General features: G+C 64.2%; 13 protein-coding genes. 3 read left to right on the plus strand and 10 right to left on the minus strand.

From position 1 onward, the window contains the following. Positions 1-2 precede the first annotated feature (2 nt). Positions 3-3,347 (plus strand): Swt1 family HEPN domain-containing protein, encoded by a 3,345-nt coding sequence (locus KFB96_RS01415; protein ID WP_213458620.1) that lies wholly within the window; start codon positions 3-5, stop codon positions 3,345-3,347. A gap of 298 nt (positions 3,348-3,645) precedes the next feature. Here the strand turns inward: KFB96_RS01415 and KFB96_RS01420 are convergent, their stop codons facing one another. Together KFB96_RS01420 and KFB96_RS01425 are read right to left on the minus strand one after the other, a co-directional pair. Continuing rightward, positions 3,646-4,923 (minus strand): hypothetical protein, encoded by a 1,278-nt coding sequence (locus tag KFB96_RS01420; RefSeq protein ID WP_213458621.1) that lies wholly within the window; start codon positions 4,921-4,923, stop codon positions 3,646-3,648. Between the two features lie 63 nt (positions 4,924-4,986). After that, positions 4,987-5,247, minus strand: coding sequence for a hypothetical protein (locus KFB96_RS01425; protein WP_213458622.1), 261 nt, complete (start codon positions 5,245-5,247; stop codon positions 4,987-4,989). A gap of 392 nt (positions 5,248-5,639) precedes the next feature. Here KFB96_RS01425 and KFB96_RS01430 point away from each other — a divergent pair, with 392 nt between their 5' ends. Further along, positions 5,640-5,735 (plus strand): toxin-antitoxin system HicB family antitoxin, encoded by a 96-nt coding sequence (locus KFB96_RS01430; protein ID WP_213458623.1) that lies wholly within the window; start codon positions 5,640-5,642, stop codon positions 5,733-5,735. Between the two features lie 269 nt (positions 5,736-6,004). On the opposite strand, the gene fusA is transcribed toward KFB96_RS01430, so the two are convergent. Then, entirely contained in the window at positions 6,005-8,050 is a 2,046-nt protein-coding gene (gene fusA / locus KFB96_RS01435) for an elongation factor G (RefSeq protein ID WP_213458624.1), read from the minus strand. Positions 8,051-8,579: 529 nt separating this feature from the next. Between fusA and KFB96_RS01440 the strand changes: the two genes are divergently transcribed. Beyond that, positions 8,580-9,050 carry a YbhB/YbcL family Raf kinase inhibitor-like protein gene (locus KFB96_RS01440; protein ID WP_213459790.1) on the plus strand — a complete coding sequence of 157 codons (471 nt, stop codon included), beginning with the start codon at positions 8,580-8,582 and terminating at the stop codon, positions 9,048-9,050. Here KFB96_RS01440 and ccmI read toward each other — a convergent pair. From ccmI to ccsA, 7 genes are read right to left on the minus strand one after another with little or no spacing between them, the layout of a single operon-like run. Continuing rightward, positions 9,047-10,390, minus strand: a complete 1,344-nt coding sequence (ccmI, locus tag KFB96_RS01445; protein WP_213458625.1) for a c-type cytochrome biogenesis protein CcmI — start codon at positions 10,388-10,390, stop codon at positions 9,047-9,049. The two genes, KFB96_RS01440 and ccmI, sit on opposite strands and share 4 nt — an antisense overlap. Next, entirely contained in the window at positions 10,387-10,890 is a 504-nt protein-coding gene (locus KFB96_RS01450) for a cytochrome c-type biogenesis protein (protein WP_213458626.1), read from the minus strand. Before KFB96_RS01450 ends, ccmI begins: the two co-directional genes overlap by 4 nt. Next, positions 10,887-11,453, minus strand: coding sequence for a DsbE family thiol:disulfide interchange protein (locus KFB96_RS01455; RefSeq protein ID WP_213458627.1), 567 nt, complete (start codon positions 11,451-11,453; stop codon positions 10,887-10,889). The genes KFB96_RS01450 and KFB96_RS01455 overlap by 4 nt, the downstream gene beginning before the upstream one ends. After that, positions 11,450-13,435 carry a heme lyase CcmF/NrfE family subunit gene (locus tag KFB96_RS01460; RefSeq protein ID WP_213458628.1) on the minus strand — a complete coding sequence of 662 codons (1,986 nt, stop codon included), beginning with the start codon at positions 13,433-13,435 and terminating at the stop codon, positions 11,450-11,452. The genes KFB96_RS01455 and KFB96_RS01460 overlap by 4 nt, the downstream gene beginning before the upstream one ends. Then, on the minus strand, positions 13,435-13,911 hold the full coding sequence (gene ccmE, locus KFB96_RS01465; RefSeq protein ID WP_213458629.1) for a cytochrome c maturation protein CcmE: 477 nt from the start codon (positions 13,909-13,911) through the stop codon (positions 13,435-13,437). The genes KFB96_RS01460 and ccmE overlap by 1 nt, the downstream gene beginning before the upstream one ends. After that, positions 13,908-14,078, minus strand: coding sequence for a heme exporter protein CcmD (ccmD, locus tag KFB96_RS01470; RefSeq protein ID WP_093028827.1), 171 nt, complete (start codon positions 14,076-14,078; stop codon positions 13,908-13,910). Before ccmD ends, ccmE begins: the two co-directional genes overlap by 4 nt. Continuing rightward, entirely contained in the window at positions 14,075-14,833 is a 759-nt protein-coding gene (gene ccsA, locus KFB96_RS01475) for a cytochrome c biogenesis protein CcsA (RefSeq protein WP_213459792.1), read from the minus strand. The genes ccmD and ccsA overlap by 4 nt, the downstream gene beginning before the upstream one ends. Positions 14,834-14,839 lie beyond the last annotated feature (6 nt).

The following is a 14,839-nucleotide window of genomic DNA, read 5'->3' on the forward strand; positions in this document are numbered from 1 at the left end:
TAGTGGCCATCACCAATTACGAACGCGTCGGCAAATCACTTACCCTCCTCAAGGCCGGTCTCGGCCCGTTTGTCGAGCGTGAGCTGAAAGCCAAGTACGGCGAGGGCTGGGCCTTCGAGGCCAAGGATATTCTGGCCGACACCCGTCTGAGCGACGGCAAGAGCGATCCCACCGGAGACGTCGCCGCCATGCTGGTGATCATGGATCGCAAATGGGGCGAGGTCTTTCGCCATATCCTCGGCAAGGCCGAGCGTAGTCTGGTCAACGAGATCATCAGTGTGCGCAACCGTTGGGCGCACCAGGAGCCTTTCTCCGGCGACGACGCCTACCGTGCGCTGGACTCCGTCGAACGTCTCTTGTCCGCCGTCTCCGCCCCCGAGGCCGAGGATGTCGACAAGATGAAGATGGAGCTGCTGCGGGTGCGCTTCGACGAGCAGGCGCGCGGAGAGAAGCGCAAGTCGGCCGGGATCGCCATCGAGAGCGGCGCGAGCGGCGGCCTCAAGCCCTGGCGCGAGGTGGTGATGCCGCACGAGGACGTCGCGAGCGGGCGCTATCAGCAGGCCGAGTTCGCTGCCGACCTCTGGCAGGTGCATCTCGGCGAAGGCACGCCCGAGTACCGCGACCCGGAGGAGTTCTTCCGTCGGACCTACCTCACCGAGAGCCTGCGCGCGATGCTGATCGGGGCGCTGCGCCGATTGATCGTCGGCGACGGCGACCCGGTGATTCAGTTGCAGACCAACTTCGGCGGCGGCAAGACCCACGCGATGCTGGCGCTCTATCACCTGGTGTCGGGCATCCTCGGGGCAGGTCTCGCCGGCGTCGACGCCCTCATGGCCGCCGCCGGGATCGACCGTCTGCCGACAGCGCGACGCGTGGTGCTGGTCGGCAACAAGATCTCGCCCGGCAACCCCTCGGTGAAACCCGACGGGACGGTGGTGCGCACCCTCTGGGGCGAGCTGGCCTGGCAACTGGGCGGCCCGGAGGCTTACGCCCGCGTCGCGGCGGACGATGCGAACGCGACCAGCCCCGGCGACGTGCTGCGCGAGCTGTTCAACGACTACGGCCCCTGTCTGATCCTGATCGACGAGTGGGTCGCCTACGCCCGCCAGCTCCATGATCAGAGCGATCTGCCGGCCGGCGGATTCGAGACCCAGTTCAGTTTCGCGCAAGTGCTGACCGAATCGGCCAAGCTGGCGCGCAACTGTCTGTTGGTCATCAGCCTGCCCGCGTCCGATACCTCGGGCACGGCCCATTCGCACTCGGACGATGTGGAGGTCGGCGGCACCCGCGGGCGCGAGGCGCTCGACCGGCTGCGCAATGTCGTGGGACGCCTCGAATCCTCCTGGCGCCCGGCCACGGCGGAGGAGGGTTTCGAGATCGTGCGGCGACGCCTGTTCCAGCCGATCACCGATCCCGCGCATTTCAAAGACCGCGACGTGACCGCCCGCGCCTTCGCCGAGCTGTACCGGACCCAGCAGGCCGAGTTTCCGCCGGAGTGTCGCGAGACCGACTACGAGCAACGGCTCAAGGCCGCCTATCCGATCCATCCCGAGGTCTTCGACCGGCTCTATACCGACTGGTCGACCCTGGTGAAATTCCAGCGCACCCGCGGCGTGCTGCGCCTGATGGCCGCCGTCATCCACAGCCTCTGGGAGAAGGGCGACCGCAACCCGCTCATCCTGCCCGCCAATGTCGCCATCGACGACGCGCGCGTGCAGTCGGAGCTGACCCGCTATCTCTCCGACAACTGGGTGCCGGTGATCGAGAAGGACGTCGACGGCCCCAGCTCCCTGCCGCTCAAGCTCGACAGCGAGCTGCCGAATCTGGGCAAATTCTCGGCCTGCCGTCGCGTGGCGCGCGCGGTCTACATGGGCTCGGCGCCGACCACGGCGGCCGCGCACAAGGGTATCGAGGACCGCCGCGTGAAGCTCGGCTGCGTCATGCCGGGCGAGTCCCCGGCGGTGTTCGGCGATGCCCTGCGCCGCATGGCTGCCGCCGCGACCTATCTCTATCAGGATGGGCCGCACTACTGGTATTCGACCCAGCCGACCGTGACCAAGCTCGCCGAGGACCGTGCCGAGCAGTTCAAACGCGAGCCGGACAAGGTTGCCCATGAGCTGGAGCAGCGTCTGCGCAAGGATCTGACCGACAAGGGTGCCTTCACCCGCATCCATCCGATGCCGCAGACCAGCGCCGATGTCCCGGACGATCTGGACGCGCGTCTGGTGGTGCTGGGCATCGGTCAGCCCTACGCCAAGACGCCCGACAGCGCCGCCGAGGTCGCCGCCAAGGCTATCCTGGAGATGCGCGGCACCAGCCCGCGCCTTTATCGCAATACCCTGGTCTTCCTGGCCGCGGATAAGACCCGCCTGCAGGATCTCGACGAGGCGGCGCGCAAATACCTGGCCTGGCAGTCCATCCTTGCCGACCGCACACACCTGGATCTGACGCCCTATCAGGTCACCCAGGCCGAGACCCAGCGTGGTGTGGCCGAGAGCACCATGCTCGCCCGCATTCCGGAAACCTACCAATGGCTGCTGGTGCCGGTCCAAGCGACCCCGCAGTCGCCGGTCACCTGGGAGGCGAGCCGCTTGAGCGCCCCGGACGCCTTGGCGGTGCGGGTCAGCAAGAAGCTGCGCTCCGACGAGCTGTACCTGACCAGCTTCGGCGCCACGCGTCTGAAGATGGACCTGGACCGGATCCCCCTCTGGCGCGGCGATCATGTCGAGGTCAAGCAACTGGTCGAGGACTTCGCGCGCTATCTCTACCTGCCGCGCCTCAAGGACCCGAGCGTGCTGCTCCACGCCATGAGCGACGGCATCAACCTGCTGACCTGGACGCAGGACAGCTTTGCCTTCGCCGACGGATACGATGCCGAAGCGGGTCGCTACCAGGGTCTACGTGCGGGGCAAATGCTGACCTTGGTCGACAGCCAAGCGTCGGGGCTCTTGGTGAAACCCGACGTGGCCGCGCGTCAGATGGATGCCGAGCGTCCGACCGCACCGGAGCCGGGGCGGACTGATCCGCACCCCGACGGCGTAGACGAGCCGACGGAGGTCGCGCCCGAGAAGCCCACGCCGGGCGGGAACACCCTGCCCCCGGCGGCGGCGAAGCCAAAGCGCTTCCACGGCACCGTCCTGCTCGACGCCACCCGCGTCGGGCGCGACGCCGGCCGCATCGCCGAAGAGGTCATCGCGCATCTGGACGGCCTGGTTCATGCCAAGGTAAGGGTCACCATCGAGATCGAGGCCGAGATGCCCGACGGCGCGCCGGATCAGGTCGTGCGCACGGTGACCGAGAATTGCCGGACGCTGAAGTTTACGAGTCAGGGGTTCGAGCAGGAGTAGCGGACCGGGCCGCAACTGGGTGGGTCCGAGATGCCTGAGATGTCCGACGAGGAGATCCTTGCGCGGCTCTTGGCGCTCAACTTGGAGCGATCGAGCGGCGGGTAAGCGAGGGCAAGGGCCAGCTCGACCGGGCTGTGCTCTGCTGGCAAGATCTCAGCCGATGGGCTACCGTCTCGGAGCCCCTGCGGAGCGGGTCGAAGTCGGGTCGAGACCATCGGCATCGGTAGATGCGGAAAATCATTCAGTCTCAAAAGCCGCGCAAAAACCGCCACGCGGGTGGGCGTTCCTGATGGCACCCTTATGGATCTGCGCTCTCGTGCCATCCGTCCTGAACGAACTGCCAAGCCGCGTCGATCTCGCCATACTCGACCGACTCCAGGCCGAGCAAGCCGTTGATGGCTTCGTCGAGACAACAGTCATAGCGCGGCCAGATCGAAGCGTAGAGCGTCCAGAAGAGCAGGCCATCACCTCCCATGACTCCCAGCGCCGACAAGACATCGGTGCGCGCCTCTTCCGTGAGTGCGAGGACGGCTTCCTGAAGTGCTTCATCGATGTCTGCGCACTCATCAGGCGGTGATCGGTCCGAACGGCTCAGGGCCTCGGCCGCCTGATAGCCGATGAACAGACGATCCATGTCCAGAGCTAACGCGACATCTGCCGGATCGAAGTCGTTGAAGCCATTCCCGCTTGCGGCGTCGAAGCCATGCAGCCATTCGCACAGCGCGGCGGCTTTGACCTGAATCTGGAATGATTCATAGGGCAAATCTCCACGCTCCATGTCTTCCAGGGCAAGCCCTTTGGCGAGAATCTCCAGCCAGGCATCCCCGCGCTTCCAATGCGGGGCAGGTAGAAGCTGGCTGAAGCGGTCGGGATCAAATGGCCACTCGCGTGCACCACCTGTCGCCTCGTAGCCAATCCACCACCATTCGATTTCGCGGTAGGAGGCAAGCTCTTCTTGATCCGTTGTGAGGATGCCCCCTAACGGCAGTGATCCGGGATGATGCTGCGTGACCCAACGTCCCAGATCGTCGCCGATGGTCTCATCGTAGTCTTCGGTCAAAGTGATACGGCCATTCTCATCCGGTGTCAGATCCTCATCCTCGGCGACAAAGCGAACTTCGCAGCCAGGGAATCCATAGCTGCACATGGCTTGCTTGACCGACTCCTGGTCGCAGGCACCGTAGACCAGAAACACGAAGCGGTCCTCGATGTCTTCGCGCTGGCGCCGAGAAGCCAGGTTCGCCGCGCGCAACAGCGCAATATCCCGTTTCGAGTCCTTGTCTGGCGGTAGAAACGGGGCTAGCAGATCCAGCGCGAACAGGTAGTGGGCTCCCATCGTCACGATCCTCGCAGCGTCAGGGCATCGGAAAACCGCCACGCAGGCGGGTACAGGTGCCGTGTGATTGTGCGCCGCGATTGCCGCGATGGCCGCGATGGGGAATGAGGGGAAAGTCGCCGATCTGCACCGTGCCAGCAGCCGATCCGCCTTCTCGCGCGCGCCCGCGCAGTCATATCGGTCTGCGCTGGTGCGTTCCTTGTGGTGCGCGTGACGGGGTAAATACAGGAGCGGGCGCATCGCCCATCTCCTCGTCCATCATGGCATCAAGCTCGTCGTCCGTGAAGGACTCCAGTTGCGCCTTTATGCCATCACGGCCAGGTCGAACAGATCCGGTTCCGGATCCGGTGTCTCCGTCTCCGCCAGAGGGTAGTCCGTCATCCCGCTCAACCACTCCGCCAGGTGATCGTCCGCCGTCGCCAGGTCCAACAGTTCCTTCAGGCTGCCCGGTGGAGTCGACAGGATTCCCTTCTGGTACAGGATCCAGCCCGCCTCGCGGGCCGCGGCCTCCGGGTCTTGTTCCAGTTTGGCCGCCTGCTCCAGTGTGTTGGCCAGCGCCAGCATCAGGTCCGATCGCGTTCGTGTCGGTGTCGGGCCTCGATCATCGTTTGGTCCACCTAGCCGGAAGGAGCAAGGCGTCCCGGCGTAAGTCGCTGATTAGCAATCTTAGAACGCAGCTATCCTTACGCTTGCACTGGGTTTTGGACCAAACGATGATCAAGGCCCCGGCCCCTTCGATTGTCCGCTGCGCCAAGATCGCTACGATCGATTCGCGCGATGCAATCTATTTGGGTCGTGTGACCTCCGAGGTGTTTGCCGACGTGCCTCGACACCTCATCGCCAGGTTGGCATGTGACGACATCCAAGACGATCGGTGACCACCATCATCACCCCTAAAGAATAAACTCATTGAAGTCGCCCTCCCGCTTGAGGCGATCAACACGGCCAATGTGCGGATGACGCCGGATCTGCATCGGCGGCTCGCCATTCGCGCGGCCGAGGCGAATGTCAGCCTGAACCGGATCGTGAGCGATCAGCTTGCGAAACCTTGAGCCTGAGCGCATGAATGGTTTGCAGTCCGAGCGAGAGGGTCTGAGTGGCTCGATTCACTCCGCCTTCAACCAGGCGCGGTCATGCGCTGAGCTACGTGGCGCAGAGCGCCATGGGGCATGCGTGACACCGCGGAGCGGATGTCACCAGCTCCTCGAGGTTGGGGTGGTCGGTCGTTCTAATGTCCGACGAGACTGCCGGGAGGTCCCGAGCCTCGATGCTCGCGATGAAACACGGACCGACGTCGAGCGCCAGTCCGTGCGGGGCGGGGTCAGTCTTCCGCGCGCTGGTAGGCGTCGGCGAGCTGCTTTTGGATGTTGGCGGGCACCGTGTCGTAGTGACTGAGCTCGATGCTGTAGGTGCCTTCACCGCCCGTGAGGGCCTTTAGGCGTGCATCGTAGCCGTTGAGCTCCGCCAGCGGGACCTCGCCCTCGATGACGATCCGACCGCGGCTCTTGCTGTCGCTGCCGTTGATGCGGCCGCGGCGGCTGGAGAGGTCGCCTGCGAGGTCGCCCATCGCGGTGCCTTGGGCAGTGATGCGGATCTTCACGATCGGCTCGAGCAGGACCGGGCGGGCCTTCTCGATCGCCTCGATGAACGCCTTGCGTCCTGCGGTCGAGAAGGCGATGTCTTTGGAGTCGACGGGGTGGAACTTGCCGTCGTAGACGGTTACGCGGACATCGTGCATCGGATAACCGGCGATGGCGCCTTCCTCGAGCACCTGGCGCACGCCTTTCTCGATCGAGGGGATGAAGTTGTTCGGGATCACACCGCCGACGACGGCATCGACGAACTCGAAGCCGGCGCCGCGCTCCATGGGCTCCACCCGCAGATAGACCTCGCCGAACTGTCCGGCACCGCCGGTTTGTTTTTTGTGGCGATGATGTCCCTCGGCGTTGGCCGTGATGGTCTCGCGGTAAGGGATGCTCGGCGGGTGGCTCTCGACCTCGACATGGTACTGCTCCGAGAGTCGGCGCAAGAGCACGCGCAGATGCAGCTCGCCGAGTCCGCGCATGACCGTCTCGTTCGCGGCGGCGTTGTGCTCGACGTGGAAGCAGGGGTCTTCGGATTCGAGCTTGTGCAGGGCATCGGTCAGCTTCTGCTCGTCGCCGCGTTTGGTCGGGTGGATGGCGAGGCCGAATAGCGGGACGGGGCACTCCAGGCTCGAGAGGTGGAAATGGTCCTCCTCGTGCGAGTCGTGCAGGACGGCGTCGAAATGGATGTCGTCGATGCGGGAGACCGCCAGGATATCACCGGGAACGCCTTCGGGGACCTCGATCTGCTCGGCGCCGTGGAGGCGATACAAATGGTTGACCTTGAATGGCTTGCGCGCGTCGCCGATGTAGAGCTGGCTTTGCGCCGTGATGCGTCCCTGATGGATACGGAAGATTCCGAGCTTGCCGCGGAAGGGGTCGTTGATGATCTTGAAGACGTGCGCGATGGCGTGCTTGCCGGGGTCTGGATCGACGGTCACCGGAGTCATGTCGGCACCTTCGCCCTTGAGGAAGGGCGGGGGATTGCCTTCCGAGGGATTCGGCATCAGGCGCGTGATGATCTCGATGAGCTCATTGACGCCGGCCCCGGTCGTTGCCGACACGTAACAGATCGGGATCAGGTGGGCCTCGCGCAGCGCCGCCTCGAAGGGATCGTGCAGCTGCTCGGGTTTAAGCTCCTGGCCCTGCTCGAGATAGATCTCCATCAAGGCTTCGTCGACCTCCACCACCTGGTCGATGATCCGGCTGTGGGCCTCGGCGACGGATGAGAAGTCGGCACCCTCGCCGCTCGGCTGGAAAAAGCAGTCGATGACCCGCTGACCGCCTTCGGCAGGCAGGTTGATCGGGAGACATTCGGCGCCGAAGGTCTCGCGGATCTGATCGGTCAGTTGGGCCAGATCGACCTCGGGCGCGTCGATCTGATTGACGATGATCATCCGGCAGAGGCTTCGGTTGTCGGCTGCCTTCATCATCCGCAGGGTCATCGGCTCGATCCCGGACTGCGCGTTGATGACGATCGCGGCGGTCTCGACGGCCGGCAGGACCGAAATGGAGCGTCCCAGGAAATCCGGATACCCGGGGGTGTCGATCAGGTTGACATGCTTTTCGTGTGCGTCGAAACTGGTGATCGAGGCGTCCAGGGAGTGGAGCAGCTCTTTCTCCATCGCATCGAAGTCGCAGACCGTGGTCCCTTTGGTCACGCTGCCGGGTGTCGAGATCACTCCGGTCGCGGCGAGCAGCGCTTCGACCAGCGTAGTCTTGCCGGATCCGGCGTGACCGACCAGGGCAATGTTGCGGACGTCCTCGGCGTTGTAATCAGACATCGGTGATCCTGTAGTGGCGTTTGGGTGAGGTGCGGGGCGTCGTTCGGCTTCCCGTCGAGGTGTATTGACGGGGCGAAATTATACCGTAACTCGGGTGTTACCCTGATTGGAGATCGGGCCGAATTCGCGTCTCGGCCTGTCGCGGATCAATTTGCAGCCGTGGTGTCGGCTCGATGAGCGCGTGCCGGAGGGCGCGCGCGGATCCGCGTCCGTGCCCGAGATGCGGCCCCGATTCGCAAGCCCGAACCGCAGGCCAAAAAAAGGCGGCCGATCGGCCGCCGAAGGACGCACAGCTATTGAGAGGAAAAGCGATCTCGAGGTCATCGTGTCCGCCTGTCCGGACGAATCGATCTCTGGGCTCGACGGTCTGTATTCGCGTTATCCTTAAAAAGGGGTCCGGGAGCGTGGGCTCGACCGATGTGGCCGAGCGACTTGCGCTCGGTCAAAACTCCGCGACCCGAAGCGCTGTCGAAACGAGACGACGGGGCACTGATGCCCCATAGGCTAGCACATCTGTGGAGAGGTCATGATGTCAATGGTTCTGAAATCGGACGCTTTTGTCGACGGAGCGCGCATCCCGGTGCGCTACACTTGCGAGGGTGACGACATCTCGCCGCCTCTGTCGTGGTCGAGTCTTCCCGAAGGTACCGCGAGCCTGGTCTTGATCGTCGATGATCCGGATGCCCCGGATCCCGCCGCTCCGCGGATGGTCTGGGACCATTGGATCCTCTATAACCTACCGCCCGAGGCCACGCTTGCCGAGGGAATGACCTCCGATCATCTACCCGCCGGGACCGGGGAAGGGATCAACAGTTGGGGCCGGGTCGGCTATGGCGGGCCTTGCCCGCCGATCGGTTGTCACCGCTATTTCCATTGTCTTTACGCGCTCGATGTGCGCCTGCCGAGCGAATTGGGGACCCCGACCAAAGACGAGCTTCTGCTTGCCATGGACGACCATATCCTCGGCCACACCGAGCTGGTCGGCATCTACGAGGTTTAGGGCCTGATACGGTTGATGGTGACGGCGACCTGGGTGTTTCCGGCGCTGTCGATCGGCCCGGTTTCGCCTTCGAGGTCGCCGGGTTGCGGTGTCGCTTGGCCGCTTCTGGCCACACGTGCACCGATCATGACCTGCGGAAAGGCGGAGAGGCTCATCTCGGGCATCATGGCCATGCTGTCGTCGAGGGTGACGCGGGTCGGTAAATCTTTGACCCGAACGCGTTGGACGGCGAGCGGCATCGGCGGGCCGACGAGGGCGCGCGCGAAGACGAATACGATGTCGTCCGGCGCGGCACCGGCCGAGATGGCCTGATCCAGGCTGACGTCGGCGGTGACCGACGCGGCCGCAACCGGCTCGGATGCCCCCTCGGAGGCGGGTGCTGCGGTCTCTGGCTGCTGCGCGGCGGCTCCCGTCCCTCCGGAGGTTGCGGCAGAGGAGTCTGTTTCGGCAGCGGCGTTTGTCGCCGGCGCGCCCGCACGCGTCCGCGCCTCCGTAATCATCTCGCGCATGTCAGCAGCGTCCTCCGACGCGGGATCCATCTCGTCGAGGATGCGCTGCCAAGCCGTCGCCGCGGCGGTGTATTGCCCGCGTTGGTAATAGAGCATCCCCGACAGCCAACGGGCGCTGGCGTTGTCGGGCTCGGCCTCGAGGACGCGCTCGATCAGCGCGGCCGGCTCGCCTTCCAGGCTATTGTTGTTGTTTGCGGCCGTGGCCTCGGCAAAGGCGAGCATCACATCCGGGCGCTCCGGCGCCAAGGCATAGGCCTTGGAGACGGCGTCGAGTGCTTGGCCCGGTCGGCGCATGGTGAAGTAGGTCCGGCCGATCATCAACCATCCGTCGACGTTGTTCGGATCCTCGGCCAAACGCTCCTCGAGACGCTGGACCAAGACCTCAAGCGGCGGGAGCTCCTCGCCATCGGGTCCGATCAGGGTCTGTGGTGTCTCGCCGCGCAGCGCGACGCCCTCGAAGCGCTCGATGATCTCGCGGTGGCCGATCTCTTTGTAGATCAGCACCGCCGATGTCGGCACCGCCACGGCCAGCACGAGCGCCATCCAGCGCCCGCCGGAAGGACCGCGACGCCCCGCCGCCGCGATCTCGCCCGGGATGTCGCGCAGCAGATCCCGTTCCAGATCGCGTCGTGCTGCGGCGTACTGATCCTGTTCAAGAAAGCCACCGGCGAGGTCGGCATCGAGCTCCTGCAGGCGCTGTTTGAACACAGCGAGGTTCAGCTCGTCCTGCTCGGGTGCTTCGCTCGCCTGCTCGGGTTGCAGCAGGGGCAGGGCGACATAAAACAACGCCAGACCCATGAGCCCGGCGGTCAAAATCCAGAAGATGATCATTTGAGTTTTTCTTGGTTGTCGCCGCCGCCGGCGGCGAGCAGTCGTTGAAGACGGACGCGTTCGGCCTCGGTGAGATCCACTTCGGGCTCGTCCTTTTTGCGCCCGAGCGTGCGGAACAGCAGGTAGCCGCCCACGCCGAGGAAGATGAAGGGGCCGAACCAGAGGATGTAGGTCGATGGCTTCATCGGCGGTTCGTAGAGCACGAAGTCGCCGTAGCGATCTACGAGGAAGGTCACGATCTCCTCGTCGCTTTGCCCCTCGAGCATCATGCGATAAACCTCTTCGCGCAGATCCTGCGCGACGCCGGCCTGCGAGCCGGCGAGCGACTCGTTTTGGCAGACCAGGCAGCGCAGCTTGGCGATCAGGTCGCGAAACGCCTCGTGCTGGCCGGGCTGCTCGAACGTGAACTCTTCGAGCGTGTAGGCCGATGGATTGCCGAACGCCAGGACGCCGGCGATCAGCGCGAGGGTTAAAGACAGCTTGCGGAGGCGATGCATCATGATGTCTGAGGTCTGTACTGCTCGACGATCGGGCGGATGGTGGTTTCCCAGACGTTGCGGTCGACCGGCCCGATGTGCTTGTAACGGATGATGCCTTCGCCGTCGACCACGAAGGTCTCGGGGGCGCCGTAGACACCCCAGTGCAGACCGTAGCGGTTGTCGGGATCGTAGGCACTGACGACATAAGGGTTGCCGTAGCGCCTGAGCATCTCGAGCGCCTCGGGTCGTGTGTCCTTCCAATTGAAGCCGACGATCTGGACGTCGTCTTCGCGCGCGATCTGCATCAGCTCGCCATGCTCCTGTCGGCAGGACGGGCACCAAGAGGCCCAGACATTGACCAGCGAGACCTTTCCCATGAGGATTTGGTTGGTCACCGTCCGGCTCGGGTCCTCCAGCGACTCGAGCTCGAACACGGGCGCGGGCTTGTTCACGAGTGGCGAGGGGACCTTGCGCGGGTCCAGTTGCAGTCCGTAAAACAAAAGCGCCATCAGTGCCAAGAAGATGGCGAGCGGGATCAGCGCGCGTCTCTTCGCCTGTGCAGTCGGAGCGGTGGCGGTCGTCATGAGCGTGCCGCCAGTGCCCCGGCCGGGACATCCGCGGTCCGCCGCGCGGTGCGATAACGCCGATCGGCCATCGCCAAGACGCCGCCGAGCGCCATGAAGATCGCGCCGAGCCAGATCCAGCGCACGTAGGGTTTGTAGTAGACCCGCAGCGCCCAATCGCCGTCTGTTCCGACCGGCTCGCCGAGCGAGACGTAGAGGTCACGCAGGAATCCGGCGTTGATGGCCGCCTCGGTCATCGGCATGCCGCCCGAGAAATAGGAGCGCTTCTCCGGGTAGAGCACGGCGATCTGTCGTTCGTCCTTGTAGACGATGAACTCGCCCTGCTGAGCCAGATAGTTCGGCCCGGGCACGGCCTGTACGCCGTTGAACTGGAAGCGATAACCCGAGTCCTCGTGCACGTCGCCCGGCGACATCCGCACGTCGGTCTCGGAGCCGTGGATCGACACCATGGTGACACCGACGATAAAGACGGCAATCCCGACATGCGCGGTCCACATGCCGTAGTAGCTGAGGTTGCGGGCGCTGAAGTCGGCCGACAGCCCCCGGAAACCGCCCTTGTTCTTCAGCCGCTCGGCGAGGCTGATCAGGTGCGTGCCGACCAGCCAGGCGCTCATGCTCAGACCGAAGGCCATCGCGAGACCGCCGTCCTCGAAGATCGGCTGCAGGGCCACGATAAAGACGGCGATGCCGAGCGCAAGTGCGATCCACAGCGAGCGCACCAGGCGTATCGGCTCGTCGTGCTTCCAACGGGTCAAGGGTCCGATCCCCATCGCGACGATCAGGAAGGGCGAGAGCGATATGAACATCTTGTTGAACCAGGGGAAGCCGACCGAGATCTTGCCCCAGCCGGCGGCCTCGTAGATCAGCGGGGCAAGGGTGCCGAACAAGACCAGGACCGTCAGTGTCGTGAAGAGCAGATTGTTCACGAGCAGAAAGCTTTCGCGCGAGAGGACGTCGAACCGACCGCCGCCGGAGATAGTCGGTGCGCGCCAAGCATAGAGTGCCAGCGAGCCGCCGATCACGATGCAGAGGAAGACGAGGATAAAGGAGCCACGGGCCGGGTCGGTCGCGAAGGCATGCACCGACGTCAAGACACCCGAGCGGACCAGGAAGGTCCCGAGCAGCGACAGGGAGAAGGCCGAGATGGCGAGCAACACGGTCCAGCTCTTGAAGGCCGCACGCTTCTCGGTGACGGCGAGCGAGTGGATCAACGCCGTGCCGACCAGCCAGGGCATGAAGGATGCGTTCTCGACCGGATCCCAGAACCACCAGCCGCCCCAGCCCAGCTCGTAGTAGGCCCACCAGGAGCCCAAGGCGATGCCGATGGTGAGAAAGGCCCAAGCCGCAGTGGTCCAGGGCCGCGACCAGCGCGCCCAGGCCGAGTCCAACTTGCCGCCGATGAGTGCGGCGATTGCGAAGGCGAAGGCGACCGAGAAGCCGACATAGCCCATGTAGAGCATCGGCGGGTGGATCGCCAAACCGAAGTCCTGCAGCAGCGGGTTCAGGTCGCGACCCTCGAGCGGCGCCGGGAAGAGCCGGTCGAAGGGATTCGAAGTCAAGAGCATGAACAGCAGAAAGCCGATCGCCACCATGCCGAGGACCGAAATGACGCGTGCCACCATCGCCAACGGCAGATTCTTACTGAAGGCTGCGACTGCTGCACCCCATCCGGCCGCCATCAAGGCCCACAGCAGCAGGGATCCTTCATGACCGCCCCAGATCGCCGAGACCTTGTAGAGGAGCGGCATCAGGGTGTTGGAGTGGCCCGCGACATATTCGACCGAGAAGTCGTCGGTCAAAAATGCATGCAGGAGCGCGACGAAGGCAATGGCGACGAAGGTCAACTGGCCGCGGGCAAGCGGTCGAGCCATCTCCATCCAACGGCGGTTGCCGACGAAACTGCCGAGCAGCGGGACGGATGCCTGCGCGATCGTGATGACGAGGGCGAGAACGAGGGCGAAGTGACCGAGCTCGGGGACCATCAGTTGGAGGCTCCGCCGGTGCCGGCAGTGTCGACGGAGTCGACGACCCCGCTCACGTGCGCCGTCTTGAGGGTGTCGGCGACCTCCGGCGGCATGTACTGCTCGTCATGCTTGGCGAGGACCTCTTCTGCATAGAAGACGCCATCCGAACCGAGTCGACCCTTCGTCACCACCCCTTGGCCCTCGCTGAAGAGGTCGGGCAGGATTCCGGTGTAGGCGACCGTCACCGTCTCGGCGTTGTCCGTCACGTCGAACTTGACCGTCAAGCCGTCCTCTTGGCGTGCCACCGTTCCCGGTGTGACCAAGCCCCCGAGCCGGAAGATGTGATCGGCCGGGGCCTCGCTGGCGATGACCTGGGAGGGGCTGAAAAAATAGGAGATGTTGCTGTTGAGTGCACTCAAGGCCAAGGCCGAGGCGGCGCCGACGCCGACGATCGCGAGGCCGACGAACACCAAACGTTTCTGTCTTGCTTTCATTGATTCACTCCAGAGTCGCGCATCCGGATCAATCGACCAAGACGGGCCAAAATGGTTCGCCGTTGGGCGCGCAATTGAAGAATTTCCGCCACGAGCAGCACCAGCACCATGCCGTAGGCGCCCCACACGAAGAAGGCGTAACCGCCTTGAGAGAAGAACTCGCTCATGCTCGATCGCCCTTCACGATAAGCTCTTGAACCCAGGTGTTGTCGGCTTCGCGGGTCAGGATGATGCTGCGCAGCCGCATCAGGACGGTCGCGAAGGAGTACATCCAGAACCCGAAGGTCACCGCCAGCATCGAAAAGAGGATGTTGCCCTCGATCTGTGTCAGGTCGGACCGCTGATGGAGTGCGGCACATTGGTTCGGATCCGGACAGTTCACGGACCAGAAGATGAGCGGGATCATCGCCAGTCCGACGATCGCCAGCAGGGCGGCAGCCCGGTCGGCGCGGCGCGTGTCGTCGATCGCCGAGTGCAGCGCGATGTACCCGATATACATGAAGAAGAGAATCAGCTCCGTCGTGAGGCGTGGATCCCAATCCCAGTAGGTGCCCCAGCTGGGACGTCCCCAAAAGGCCCCGGTCCAGAGCGCCAGGAAGGTGAAGATAGCCCCGGTCGGTGCGACCGCGTTGGCCATCATGAACGAGAGCCGCGTGTTGAACACCAGCCCGATCGCCGCCCAGCCGACCATCACGACATAGAGCCACATCGACATCCAAGCGGACGGAACGTGGATGAAGATGATGCGGTAGTACTCCTTCTGCGCGTTGCTCCCGCCGAGTTGATCGGGAGTCTGGAAGAACCCCCAGTAGAGGCCGACCAAGAGACACACCCCGGTCAGGATCCAAAACACCGGGATCAGTCGTCCCGCAAGCGGATAGAAGGAGGCCGGAGCGGCAAATCTAAACCAGTTCGAAGCCATGGGTGA

The organism is Thiocapsa sp. (genome assembly GCF_018399035.1).
Taxonomy (GTDB): domain Bacteria; phylum Pseudomonadota; class Gammaproteobacteria; order Chromatiales; family Chromatiaceae; genus Thiocapsa.